The 12,555-nt window shown below is 32.7% G+C and carries 11 protein-coding genes and 2 pseudogenes; 2 read left to right on the forward strand and 11 right to left on the reverse strand.

Annotated features, from left to right (window positions below; genetic code table 11):
• Positions 1-21 precede the first annotated feature (21 nt).
• The 6 genes and pseudogenes from porD to ACZZZT_RS18560 form a co-directional block, all read right to left on the reverse strand.
• Complete coding sequence (gene porD / locus ACZZZT_RS18535; protein WP_073393724.1) at positions 22-909, reverse strand: type IX secretion system protein PorD; 888 nt, start codon at positions 907-909, stop codon at positions 22-24.
• Positions 910-985: 76 nt separating this feature from the next.
• Positions 986-2,192 (reverse strand): annotated as a pseudogene (gene coaBC, locus ACZZZT_RS18540) (bifunctional phosphopantothenoylcysteine decarboxylase/phosphopantothenate--cysteine ligase CoaBC).
• Between the two features lie 9 nt (positions 2,193-2,201).
• Positions 2,202-2,519 (reverse strand): DNA-directed RNA polymerase subunit omega, encoded by a 318-nt coding sequence (locus ACZZZT_RS18545; protein ID WP_007807938.1) that lies wholly within the window; start codon positions 2,517-2,519, stop codon positions 2,202-2,204.
• A gap of 9 nt (positions 2,520-2,528) precedes the next feature.
• Complete coding sequence (locus tag ACZZZT_RS18550) at positions 2,529-3,323, reverse strand: outer membrane protein assembly factor BamD (protein ID WP_463461491.1); 795 nt, start codon at positions 3,321-3,323, stop codon at positions 2,529-2,531.
• Positions 3,324-3,447: 124 nt separating this feature from the next.
• On the reverse strand, positions 3,448-4,341 hold the full coding sequence (gene dapA / locus ACZZZT_RS18555; RefSeq protein ID WP_073393722.1) for a 4-hydroxy-tetrahydrodipicolinate synthase: 894 nt from the start codon (positions 4,339-4,341) through the stop codon (positions 3,448-3,450).
• Between the two features lie 14 nt (positions 4,342-4,355).
• Complete coding sequence (locus tag ACZZZT_RS18560; protein WP_463461492.1) at positions 4,356-4,868, reverse strand: DUF6913 domain-containing protein; 513 nt, start codon at positions 4,866-4,868, stop codon at positions 4,356-4,358.
• Between the two features lie 46 nt (positions 4,869-4,914).
• Here ACZZZT_RS18560 and ACZZZT_RS18565 point away from each other — a divergent pair.
• Positions 4,915-5,693 (forward strand): annotated as a pseudogene (locus ACZZZT_RS18565) (5'-nucleotidase C-terminal domain-containing protein).
• A 107-nt stretch (positions 5,694-5,800) separates the two neighbouring features.
• On the forward strand, positions 5,801-6,712 hold the full coding sequence (locus ACZZZT_RS18570) for a bifunctional metallophosphatase/5'-nucleotidase (protein WP_463461493.1): 912 nt from the start codon (positions 5,801-5,803) through the stop codon (positions 6,710-6,712).
• Here the strand turns inward: ACZZZT_RS18570 and ACZZZT_RS18575 are convergent.
• The 5 genes from ACZZZT_RS18575 to ACZZZT_RS18595 all read right to left on the reverse strand — a co-directional run bounded on the left by ACZZZT_RS18575 (position 6,698) and on the right by ACZZZT_RS18595 (position 12,525).
• Complete coding sequence (locus tag ACZZZT_RS18575) at positions 6,698-7,291, reverse strand: lysoplasmalogenase family protein (protein ID WP_463462465.1); 594 nt, start codon at positions 7,289-7,291, stop codon at positions 6,698-6,700. The two genes, ACZZZT_RS18570 and ACZZZT_RS18575, sit on opposite strands and share 15 nt — an antisense overlap.
• 87 nt (positions 7,292-7,378) lie before the next feature.
• Positions 7,379-9,385 carry an NAD-dependent DNA ligase LigA gene (gene ligA / locus ACZZZT_RS18580; protein WP_463461494.1) on the reverse strand — a complete coding sequence of 669 codons (2,007 nt, stop codon included), beginning with the start codon at positions 9,383-9,385 and terminating at the stop codon, positions 7,379-7,381.
• Between the two features lie 259 nt (positions 9,386-9,644).
• Positions 9,645-10,844: an OmpA family protein gene (locus ACZZZT_RS18585; protein WP_463461495.1), complete on the reverse strand. Its 1,200-nt coding sequence runs from the start codon at positions 10,842-10,844 to the stop codon at positions 9,645-9,647.
• Complete coding sequence (locus tag ACZZZT_RS18590; protein WP_463461496.1) at positions 10,835-11,581, reverse strand: tetratricopeptide repeat protein; 747 nt, start codon at positions 11,579-11,581, stop codon at positions 10,835-10,837. The genes ACZZZT_RS18585 and ACZZZT_RS18590 overlap by 10 nt, the downstream gene beginning before the upstream one ends.
• A gap of 11 nt (positions 11,582-11,592) precedes the next feature.
• Positions 11,593-12,525 carry a PorP/SprF family type IX secretion system membrane protein gene (locus ACZZZT_RS18595; RefSeq protein ID WP_073393716.1) on the reverse strand — a complete coding sequence of 311 codons (933 nt, stop codon included), beginning with the start codon at positions 12,523-12,525 and terminating at the stop codon, positions 11,593-11,595.
• Positions 12,526-12,555 lie beyond the last annotated feature (30 nt).

Genomic DNA, 12,555 nt, shown 5'->3' on the forward strand with positions numbered 1-12,555 from the left:
AAGTTAAAATTGAAAAGTCAATTAAAATTTAATTTGTGACCATTTAGTAGAATTTAATGGCGAAACCTTATTCAAAACGTCTGTTAAATCTGTAACCGAAATACTTGGCCCACCAGAAAAAATAGAAACAATTTCATCTGATTTAGCATCAAAAAATACCCGGGTTAAAAAAGCATTTGGCTTAACTGAGTTTAATTTCCCTATTAATGCTATAGACGATTTCACTTTTTCTTTTGATGTTTTTAAATCAACAGTCATATTATCCAATCCTGTGTGATATAAAAAACTGGTTTGACGCAAATCACTATATGTTGGTGAAACTAAATCATTTATTAAATAATAACGATTTTGAAGTCCATCAGTCTGACTCCAGCCTTTAGAACCTCCTTGCTGCGCAACGTTTGCAATATTCTGAGCAGTTTCAAAATACGGACTTCCGGCACCCATTTGAAAAGTATCGGCATCTAATCCCAAAATTATATAGCTATAAAAAGAGATAACAGATACTAAATTTGATTCAAATGTAGTTGGATTAAACAATAAAGGCTGATACTCTGTATAAGTAAAATTAAAGTCTTTATCATTATAATTTAAGACAGGCGAAGAATATGTCGAATTATAAATTAATCTGGAAGATTGCACCTGAATTGTACCTGTAAACTGGTCTGAACTATTTGACGAAAGTGTAATATACATTGAGCAATTAATTCTTTCATTTTGTTTTAAAAGCGCTCCTGTCCAGTCTGTTTTATTTACAAATTCAGATAATGAGGTCTGAAGTGTTTTAAAAACCTGTTGATTAGGGTTTGGGAGTCTTTCAGTATTTATAGTTACAGTACAATTTAGCTGTTGCGCCTGGGCAAAGCCAAATATTAAAAATACTAAAAGAGTAACTATTCTATTGTTCATACAAGGTAATGTTTGCTTTATCGAAATTCGATTTAGCTATTCTTATTCCGTTTTTTGATTAAAAAATCTGTGGTATTTAAGAAAAATGTAAAATTACTTTATTTAAAATATCAACCGCAACCGATTCTTTTGTTTTTAATTCCATTGGTTCAATTTTAAAATCTTTATCAATAAAGGTAACTTTATTGGTTTCTTTTTTAAAACCTGCACCTTCATCCTGCAAAGAATTAAGAACTATCAAATCTAAGTTTTTTTTCTGAATTTTCAACTTAGCATTTTCAATTTCATTTTCGGTCTCTAAAGCAAATCCAATTAAAAACTGATTTTTTTTAATGGCTCCCAATGATTGCAGAATATCTTTTGTTTTTTCGAGTTCAATCGAAAACTCATTAGCAGCTTTCTTAATCTTTTGAAGAGCAACTGTTTTAGGTTTATAATCAGCAACGGCAGCAGCAGCAATCGCAACATCTGCATCGTTGTAATGTGCATGACAGGCATCGTACATTTCTTGTGCAGAAATTACATTTACTACTTTAATTAAAGTGTTTTTTGCCTTAAAATGTGTTGGTCCCGAAACTAAAATAACCTGGGCACCCAAATTGGCTGCGGCATTTGCAATATCAAAACCCATTTTTCCAGAAGAATGATTACCTATAAAACGTACAGGATCTATTGCTTCATATGTTGGGCCGGCTGTTATTAGTATTTTTTTCCTTTTAATGGCAACTTACTTTCCAGATCAGCTTCAAGAAAAGCAATGATATTTTCAGGCTCTGCCATTCTTCCCTCTCCGGATAAACCGCTGGCCAATTCGCCATTTTCTGCAGGAATCATGACATTACCAAATTGCTTTAAAGCCTTAAAACTTGATAGTGTTGAAGGATGTTTGTACATATCCAGATCCATTGCCGGAGCAAAATAAACAGGACACTTAGCCGATAAATAAGTAGCAATTAAAAGATTATCACAGTTTCCTGTTGCCATCTTAGATAATGTATTGGCAGTTGCGGGAGCAACTATCATTAAATCAGCCCAAAGACCTAATTCAACATGATTGTTCCAAACTGCATCCTGATCATCCTCATTAAAAAAGGTAGAGTGTACAGGATTTTTTGATAACGTAGATAACGTAAGTGGAGTTACAAAATCCTTAGAAGCAGGTGTCATTATCACTTGGACATGTGCACCTGCTTTTATAAAGAGTCGTACTAATGTGGCTGTTTTATACGCTGCAATTCCACCAGAAACTCCCAGTAAAATTTTTTTCCGTTTAAAACTGACATTATACTATATTATTTGTTTGAACCTCTGTGGTAAGTTTTACCGTCTAACCATTCCTGAACAGCTAAAGCGTGTGGTTTAGGCAATTTTTCGTAAAATTTAGAAACTTCGATTTGTTCTTTATTTTCAAAAACTTCTTCAAGACTGTCATTATAAGTAGCAAACTCTTCTAATTTCTCAGTTAATTCTTTTTTAATTTCAGAATTAATTTGGTTTGCTCTTTTAGCCATAATGGTAATTGCTTCATACACATTTCCTGTTGGCTCTTCAATAACTGTTTTATTGTATGTTATTGTATTTACAGGAGCATTCGTCTTTTTTAAATCCATGACTTTATTTTATTTAGTAAATTTTTGTAAATCAGTTTCAACTCTGGCATTCATTTCGTCTGCCTGTTTTATGTATTTTGTAGCGCTGTTAAACTTAATTAAGTTATTGTAAGCTGCTTTGGCAACATTTAAACGTTCCTGCATTTTTGAAGGAACACTATTTATTGCTAATTGGTATGCTGAATCGTATTTGTAAAACAATGCATCTTCTTTAAAAGGTGTTCCGGGAAAATCAGCGATAAAATTATCAAACGCAATTAATGCCGATTTATAATCTGAAATCGTATTATACCCTTTTGCATTTTCGTATGCTTTTTTCTCAAGTTTACCGTTCAAAATCTGTACGGCTGCATTTGCCTGAGGAAGATATTCTGAATTTGGATAATTGTCTATAAAAGCCTGTAATTTTTCTAACGCTTTTACTGTATCTGTTTGATCCAGGCTATAAATTGGTGATAATTTTGAATAGCTGAAAGCTCCTAAAAATGCTGCTTCCTGAACTTTTTCGCTTCGTGGATACCCAGAAACAAAACTTTCAAACTGATAACCGGCCAAATAATATTGTTTTGTTTTATAATACGACTGAGAAAACATATAAAACAATTTCTCTGCCTGAGGTTTACCTCTATAAGTTGGCGCTAGTTGCTCAAAAAGACGAATAGCTTTATTATATTTACCTGCCTCATACATTTTTGTTGCTATTTCAAATTTTGCCGCAACATCTTCATTTTTCAATGCTTTTTGGTAATCACTACAAGAACAAAAAAGGACAACAACAATTAATAGAGATACTATTTTTTTCATTTTCTTACTTTTATTATGATTTCTTAGACAATTGTGCCAAAGCAAAATCACACCGAAGTTCCGGTGGCAAATTTAGTTATTAATTTAGCTACTACAAAATATTTTTTGGTATATTAAAATACCCTTAATCCTGCTCTACTTTGATACTGTGTTTTACAAATTCGTTTAATCTGTTTGCCAACGAATCGTCTACAGAAACTAATGGCAAACGTACTGTGTTCTCAGCAATACCAAGGGCTTGAAACACTTGTTTGATTCCTGCAGGATTTCCCTGTTCGAAAATCATATCAATACAATCTGATAAAAAGTATTGTGTTTTAAACGCTTCATTTACTTTTTTATTAAGTCCTAAACGAATCATTTCTGAAAATTCTTTAGGAAAACCTTGCCCGATTACGGAAATTACACCTGCTCCACCCGCTAAAACAATTGGTAAAGCGATCATATCATCTCCTGAAATCACAAGAAAATCTTTTGGCGCATTTTTTATTAATTGCATTGCCTGCACAACATCTCCGGCAGCTTCTTTTATAGCCACTACATTGTCAAAATCTTTGGCAAGACGTACTACTGTCGATGGCAGCATATTACTTGACGTTCTTCCTGGTACATTATATAAAATTACCGGAATTGGAGACGCTTCGGCAACAGCCTTAAAATGCTGATAAATACCTTCCTGAGTTGGTTTATTATAATATGGTGAAACAGACAGAATAGCTTCAAAAGCAGAAAAATCTCTTGTTTTTAATTCTTCTACAACCTGCATAGTATTGTTTCCTCCAACACCAAGTACAATTGGCAATCTTCCCTTATTGATATCAATTACCGCATTAATTACCTGTTCTTTTTCGTCTTGTGTCAGGGTAGCATTTTCTGCCGTTGTTCCCATTACTACAAGATATTCAACTCCTCCATCAATCGAAAAATTTACTATTCGCTGTAACGCTTCAAAATCAATTGAGAAATCTTTTTTAAATGGTGTTACAAGTGCAACGCCTGTTCCTATTAATGATTGCATATTCTATTTATAATTTATTTTATACTTTTTAAATACTTAAACAATTCGGAAATGAAAAGTTTATAATTCTCTAAATCAGTATTTATCATCCATCGATTTAATTTTTCATCGACTGATACAAACCCGACTTTAAACTTCGCTTTTGATTTGCTGGTTATCATCATCAAAATTGGTTTTTCAACTTCATAATAACTAATCAAAAGGTCAAATTCTGTCTCGACAAATTCATTTAAGAAATCTACCGTAATTCTGCCTTTCCAATTGATATGTTTTTTACCAAAAGTAGTTTCTGAATACGTTTTTTTCTTCTTTAATTTGCCTCTATACTGAACAATTTTTATGTTCTCCGGTTTAATTCCTTTTAAGATTAATTCGTTAATTAACTCTTTAGAATATCGAATTTTACTTTCATCAACCAGCAATCCAATTGTTTGTATATTACTTGTAAATACTTCGTTTTTTACTTTATGTAAGTTATTTTTTAATGATTTTTTTACAAAAAATTCCTTTATATAATTTAAAAACATAGTACTTTTACAAATTACAAAATTAATTATTTAAGTCGCATTTAAGATGGTAAATCTAAAAAAGTATAACGGAGTTTTAAAACTTTTTGTTATATTCTTAACACTTTTTTTATAGTTTCCTGCAGTAACAAAAACTACAACTTAACAAAAATCGAAGGGAAGCAGCTTCCAGTTACCGAAAAACAGGCCGAAACCCCTGAAATTGAGAATTTCATAAAACCATATAGAGATCATATTAATAAAGATCTGGACAGTGTTCTGGCATATTGTCCTGAAACTTTGGATAAAAGTACGGGAAAATGGCAAACTACGATTGGTAATTTAATGGCTGATGTTTGTATAGAAAGAGGAAATCTTGTTTTTACAGCCCGTGAGAAAAAAAGTATCGATTTATGTTTACTGAATCATGGCGGAATAAGAGCGGTTTTACCTAAAGGAAATGTGACTAGCAGAACTGCTTTTGAAATTATGCCTTTTGAAAACAGTCTGGTCGTAATGGCGTTAAAAGGAGAACAGATTCTTGAAATAACTTCTTATATTATTAAGGTACAAAAAGCACAGCCATTGTCTGGAATGACTTTTACAATTGCAAAAGACAAGACTGCAAAAAACATTTTAATTCAGGGAAAACCTCTTGACCTTAATAAAATTTATTATGTTGTCACAAATGACTATTTGGCTAATGGCGGTGACAGCATGGTTTTCTTTGCTAAAAGTGTTCAAAAATTTGATTTAAATTATAAAATTCGAAATGTATTTATTGATTATTTTAAGGAAATTGATACAATTCCGGTTCCTAGAGATATTCGAATTACTGAAGAATAAAAAAATTAGCCACGAATTCACGAATTATTTTAAAAAAATTAGTACCAATTCGTGCAATTTGTGGCAAAAAAACAAGCTACAAGATCTTTCCTGAAAATATATATACAATGAAAAGAAGAGAATTTATCGAAAAAACAGCTGCAAGTACTGCCTTATTAAGTTTAGGTTTATCATTAAGCAGTTTTGAAACTAACGATATTAAGCATTTAACTGTTTTACACACAAATGATGTTCACAGTCATATTGATCCTTTTCCGGCTGATGATCCTCTTAATCCGAATAAAGGCGGTGTTTCTCGTCGTGCGGCACTTATTGAAACTATTCGCAGAGAAAACCCAAATGTGCTTTTATTGGATGCGGGCGATATTTTTCAGGGAACTCCGTACTTTAATTATTATGGTGGAGAATTGGAGTTTAAATTAATGAGTATGATGAAATATGATGCCTCAACTATTGGGAATCATGATTTTGACAATGGTCTTGATGGTTTGTATGCACAAATGCCTCATGCAACTTTTGAGTTTATCAATTCAAACTACGACTTTAAGAATACGGTAATGAACGGGCTTGTAAAACCGTACAAAGTTTTCAATAAAAACGGAATTAAAGTAGGCGTTTTTGGTGTGGGAATTGAGCTTGCAGGTTTGGTAGACAAACAAATGTATAAGGAAACTGTATATAATAATCCTGTAGAAATTGCACAGGATATGACACAATTATTAAAGAAGGAAGAAAAATGTGATTTGGTAATTTGTCTTTCGCATTTAGGTTATAACTACAAAGAAGATGAATCTAAAATTTCTGATTTAAAATTCGCAGCGTTAACTCAGGATATTGATTTGATTATTGGCGGACATACGCATACTTTTTTAGATAAACCAACGATCGTAAAAAACAAAGCGGGCGAAAATGTATTAGTCAACCAAGTGGGCTGTTACGGAATAAATTTAGGCCGAATTGACTTTTATTTTGATAAGAATAAAGCACATACAAACCAAGGGAAATCAATTATCGTATAACATTTTTTTATGCGATTTTGCTTTTTTAAGAAAATAGGCAACCATAAAATAGTATGCCAGAATTTGGGTTATATCACGAATTAAAATAAGTACAATGGAGTACGAGAAGTATTCGCAGAAAATAAAAAACATATCCGACAACATATAGCTAATAGCCATCAGGCTCATTAAAAAAGCTATATAAGTACCTTTTGTGATGTAATTTACAAATGCATAATAACATAAAAGACTTAGAATTATTCCGTAAAAAGTATAAAGCCAGTTAAACTTTTTCATATTGTCTGATTGCAAACTCAGGACAGAAATCAATAAATAAACAATAAAAATTACTACTATTGATATTGGCAAAATATCTCTTTTCCTGAATTTTATTCTTTCGTGTCTGGTAATGAAAATTCTTAAAAGCAATATATAAACAATCAGAAAACTTAATACACCGCCAATTTCTGAAATTTCTACATCCATCAATTCGAAAACCTGGCCAATAAAACAAAATAAGAAAACTAGTGCTTCGGTTTTTCCTATTTTATAATCACTACTGATTAAAAAGTAAAAAAAATAGCAGGCAACACAATAGATTTAGCGTAAACTGCCATAACATCATGCTGCATACAATTAAAAATAATTGTAAACAGCAGTGCTAAAAAATATAAAATTAACGACGGTTTATTCGCTTTCATTTAGTTTATTTATAAAATCCTGTTCAGATAATATAGGTATATTTAATTTAGTGGCTTTTTCTAATTTGGCTGGCCCCATATTATCTCCGGCAACTACAAAATCTGTTTTTGCAGAAATTGAACTTCCCACTTTTCCCCCGTTGTCCTCGATTGTTTTCTTTAAATCATCTCTTGAAAACTGCTCGAAAACACCTGAAACGACAAATGTTTTTCCAATGAATTTTTCTGTTGCATCCGGATTTATATTTTCAACAATTTCAAATTGAACTCCGTAACTTTTTAAGCGTTCAATTATTATTTGGTTTTCATCATTTTCAAAAAATTCAACTACACTTCTGGCAATTCTTTCCCCTATTTCATCAACTAAAATTAAATCCATTAAAGTAGCTTTGCTTAGCGCATAGATATTTTTATAATGTTTGGCTAGTTTTTTGGCTACGGTTTCTCCAACAAATCGAATTCCGAGCGCAAAAAGAACACTTTGAAACGGAATTTCTTTTGATTTCTCAACGCCGTTTACCAAATTCTCGGCTGATTTTTGCGCCATTCTTTCTAAGTGCAAAATATCATTTACTTTTAATTCGTATAAATCGGCATAATTATGAACTAAGCCATTTTTGAAAAGCAAGGCAACAGTTTCGCCGCCAAGACCTTCAATATCCATTGCTTTTCTTGAAATATAATGTTGGATTCGTCCAATAATCTGCGGAGGACAACCGTAAAAATTAGGGCAATAATGATTGGCTTCCCCAACATTTCTAACCAACTCGGTATGACATTCGGGACAATATGTAATGTATTGTGTTGGCTCTGAATTCTCAGGACGTTTTTCTAAATCTACTGCAATGATTTTCGGAATAATTTCACCTCCTTTTTCAACAAAAACGGTATCATTTATTCTGATATCTAATTTCTCAATTTGATCTGCATTGTGTAAAGATGCTCTTTTTACAATGGTTCCTGCCAATTGAACCGGCACTAAATTAGCAACGGGCGTTATGGCTCCGGTACGGCCAACCTGATACGTAATAGAATTTAATTTGGTCGAAACTTGTTCTGACTTAAATTTATAAGCAATTGCCCAGCGTGGTGATTTTGCAGTATAACCTAATTCCTGCTGATGCTGAATGCTGTTTACTTTTACTACAACTCCATCGGTTTCATATGGTAATTTGTGACGGTGTACATCCCAATAATCAATAAAATCGAAAACTTCCTGAAGGTTATTTACCAATTTTGCTTCGCTTGGCACTTTAAAACCCCATTTTTTTGCAGATTCTAATCCTTCAAACTGTGTTGAAAAGGGCAAATTGTTGCTGGTTACTGTATATAATAAACATTCTAAAGGCCGTTTTGCAACCTCAGCACTGTCTTGTAATTTTAAACTTCCCGATGCTGTATTTCTTGGATTTGAATAAGGAGTCTCGCCAATTTCGATTAATTCCTGATTCATTTTTTCGAAACCTTTATATGGCAAAATAATTTCGCCACGAATATCGAATTTATCCGGATAATCGCCTTTTAATTGCAACGGAACAGATTTTATGGTTTTGATGTTATTTGTAACCTCATCACCCTGAAAACCGTCTCCGCGGGTTAAAGCCTGGACTAATTTTCCGTTTTCGTATGAAATACTTATAGACGCTCCATCGTATTTTAATTCACAGGTATATTGTAAATCAACATTTCCCAGAACTCTTTGAATTCGGTTTTCCCAATCGACTAAATCTTCTTTTGAATAAGAATTATCCAAAGAATACATGCGATATTGGTGTGCAATGGTCTTAAAATTTTTGGTTACTGTTCCTCCTACTCTTTGCGTTGGGGAATTTTCATCAAAAAATTCGGGATGTTTATTTTCTAAATCCTGCAGCTCCTTTAATTTAATATCAAAATCATAGTCTGAAATTGTGGCATTATCAAGTACATAATAATTGTAATTGTGTTGGTTAAGTTCGTTTCTTAAAGCCTGAATTGTGTCTTGAATACTCATAAAAATATTAAAATGGTGCTGATTGTAATTTAGAATAACTGTAACTTCAAAATTAGGATATTTTTGTTGAAAAGCGTTTAAAAACCTGAAAGTTTTAAAATCAAAAATCAAGTTGCAAAAAGATGCAACTTGATTTTCTTCTTGTCCATTATTCTTTAAAAGAATCAACAAATCTTAAAAAGAATCAAACAAAAACCAACTTCCAAATGGTTTTAACATTTATCAGGACTGATAAAAAAGTTTTAAATAGAAATAGGTTTTATTTTTGGATAATGATAAAATCAGAACGTCTGTTTAGTACATGTTCTGCATCTGTACATTTTACTCCATTTTTACATTTATTGATTAATCGGCTTTCGCCATAACCAATGGCACTTTCAATTCGTGAAGCATCAATATTTTGTGAAATAAGATAATCACGGGTTGATTTTGCTCTGTTATCTGAAAGTTTTAAGTTATAAGCGTCTTTTCCGCGAGAGTCTGTATGTGATTCAATTTTGATACGGATATTAGGAAACTTCTGCATGACGAAAACTACTTTTGTTAATTCTTCAACTGCCAAAGGGGTAATATCAGATTTGTCGTAATCAAAATAAATTGGGTTTACGTCGACTTTTTCGACTCCTTTTTTCTTCACAACCAAATCATCATAATTACTTAGTTCGAAATTAATGTTCGGAATTTCACCTTCGTTTTCATTTGTGGTTTCTACCGTTTTTTCGTCGCTGCTGTAATTCGGTTTTGCTGCTATCATTTTAACTGTTTTTCCGCACGGAACTACCAATGCATATTTACCTTCAAAATTGGTTTTTACTTCTCCCAAAACATCGCTGAAAGAGTTGTATCCCATAATGGTAACATCTGTAAGCGGTTTTCTGGTTTTTCTGTCGATTGCAATTCCGGAAATAGTTTGGTTGCAAACCGGATCTCCTTTTATAAAGGAATAAATATCATCATCGCCTTTTCCTCCTTCTCTATTGGAAGACATATATCCTGCATGACCTGTTTTATCAATTATATAAGCAAAATCATCTTTATTACTGTTTATTGGAGGTCCGAGATTTTTTGGGCTTGAAAAACTTCCGTCAGGTAAAAATTTGCTTTCATAAATATCAAGATCTCCTAATCCGTAATGTCCGTCTGAAGAAAAATAGAGTATTCCTTTACTGAAATATGGAAAAACATCATTACCAATAGTATTAATTTTTGGTCCCAGGTTTTGTGGCGAACTCATTGTTCCGTCTGCTGCAATTTTTACAAAATACAAATCACTTTCACCAACTCCCCCTGGCATATCTGATGCAAAGAAAAGCCATTGTCCGTCTTCACTTAAAGATGGGTGCCCAACCGAATACTCATTGCTATCAAAAAATACTTTTTGCGGATTTTCCAATTTATTTCCATCTAAAGTTCCTTTTATAATCTGAAAATTATTGGTCTTAGTTTCGTCTATAACCAATTTATTTTTTTGACAATGTTAGAGGTATAGTAAATTGTTTTTCCGCTGGCATCAAAAGTGGCTGTAGCTTCATGATATTTTGACATAACATTTGGTAAAAATACCGTTTCGTTAAACAAACTTGCATCGGCCGGGTTTCTTTCTGCAACATATAAATTCAGAAATGGCTGATTGTTCCAGGTGTACAACTTTTCGCTAAATTTTGTTGTATCCCTCGCAGAAGTAAAAACAATTTTGTCCTGAAAATAAGTCGTTCCAAAATCAGATTTACTGCTATTTATAGCAAGGTTTTTTATTTCATAAAGCGATTTTGATTTCGATAGACTGTCTAACTGGTATTTTTGAACCAGATATCGGTTGATCTCGTTTTTGTCGCCTTTTTTATCGAGATATTCTTTTGTAACCCTGTTTGCTTCATCGTAATCCATTACGGCTTTCATCGATTGAATATAGCGCAGGTAGTAAATATCTGTTAAATTATTTCCCTGGGCTTCATATAACTTTTTGTACCATTTCAATGCATTTCTTGAATCGGAAATAAAGTAATACGAGTCTGCAGCGTTTTTTAACGTTTGTGCCGAAGGATTTTTGATGTTTGCCAAAATTTCCTCGTATGCTTTTGAAGCATCAGCATAAGAATAATTTTTAAACAACGCATCGGCCTTTTTTAAATTGGTAGTCTGAGCTAAACAAATCGTGAAGCTCAATACCAGGCTTAGGATATATAGTTTTTTCATGGGATTTACTTTTAGAAGAATCGAGGAGATTTAATTTTACTTTCGCCTTTGTTAAACTGATAACGCAATATGATTTCGTGCGAACCGTCGTTGTATTTGTTTAATTCGCTTACGGTGTAATCAAAAGCATATCCGATGTAAAAACTTCTGGAGATTTGAAAACCAGCCAGGATGCTTACAGAATCATCTGTTCTATAAGCTCCACCAATTACAAATTTCTCTGCAATCATAAAATTCGCCGAAACATCAGCAGTAAGCGGTGCTCCGCTCACTGCTTTTACTAAAAATGCAGGCTTGAATTTTAAATTCGGATTCAAATCAAAAACATATCCTCCCATTAAATAATAATGTAAACGATCATAATCTACTGATTCCTGTACATCATCATAATAGTTGTTTTCTATAAAATTAGGAATTGAAACTCCTAAATACCACTTATCTGTATAATAATAGATCCCTGCTCCAACCGCTAATTTCATTTGGTTGTCGATATTTTGGTTTAATAAAACATCGTTTTGGTTGTAATATCTTCCTTTAGACCAGTCTACATTTAGCATTCTCATACCGGCTTTAAGTCCGAAGGCTAATCTTTTTTCATAACCAAGAGGTACTGAATAGGCAAAATTTCCATCAAGATACAGTTCATCAGACGGACCAATTTTGTCATTAACGACACTTAATCCCAAACCGATATTTTCATTGGCAAGTGGTCCGTGAATCGAGAAGGATTGTGTTTCTGGCGCGCCATCAATACCAATCCATTGTGAACGATACAAAAGTGTTGCTTCTAAGGCTCCTGTAGACCCTGCATAAGCAGGGTTTACGGCCATAGTGTTATACATATATTGTGTATACTCCGGATCTTGTTGTGCACTTGCACTAAATGTTATAATAGAACATATTAAGATTAAATATGTTTCTAATGATTTTATATATAGTTTCATAACGATACTTATTTAGTTTATTAATTAGAG

This window comes from Flavobacterium sp. AC274 (assembly GCF_979258275.1).

Bases quoted from the DNA above. Each gene is read 5' to 3' on its own strand.
- ACZZZT_RS18595 (WP_073393716.1), bottom strand. From the start codon at position 12,525: ATGAAACTATATATAAAATCATTAGAAACATATTTAATCTTAATATGT.
- ACZZZT_RS18570 (WP_463461493.1), top strand. From the start codon at position 5,801: ATGAAAAGAAGAGAATTTATCGAAAAAACAGCTGCAAGTACTGCCTTA.
- ACZZZT_RS18590 (WP_463461496.1), bottom strand. From the start codon at position 11,581: ATGAAAAAACTATATATCCTAAGCCTGGTATTGAGCTTCACGATTTGT.
- ACZZZT_RS18560 (WP_463461492.1), bottom strand. From the start codon at position 4,868: ATGTTTTTAAATTATATAAAGGAATTTTTTGTAAAAAAATCATTAAAA.
- ACZZZT_RS18550 (WP_463461491.1), bottom strand. From the start codon at position 3,323: ATGAAAAAAATAGTATCTCTATTAATTGTTGTTGTCCTTTTTTGTTCT.
- ligA (WP_463461494.1), bottom strand. From the start codon at position 9,385: ATGAGTATTCAAGACACAATTCAGGCTTTAAGAAACGAACTTAACCAA.
- ACZZZT_RS18545 (WP_007807938.1), bottom strand. From the start codon at position 2,519: ATGGATTTAAAAAAGACGAATGCTCCTGTAAATACAATAACATACAAT.
- dapA (WP_073393722.1), bottom strand. From the start codon at position 4,341: ATGCAATCATTAATAGGAACAGGCGTTGCACTTGTAACACCATTTAAA.
- porD (WP_073393724.1), bottom strand. From the start codon at position 909: ATGAACAATAGAATAGTTACTCTTTTAGTATTTTTAATATTTGGCTTT.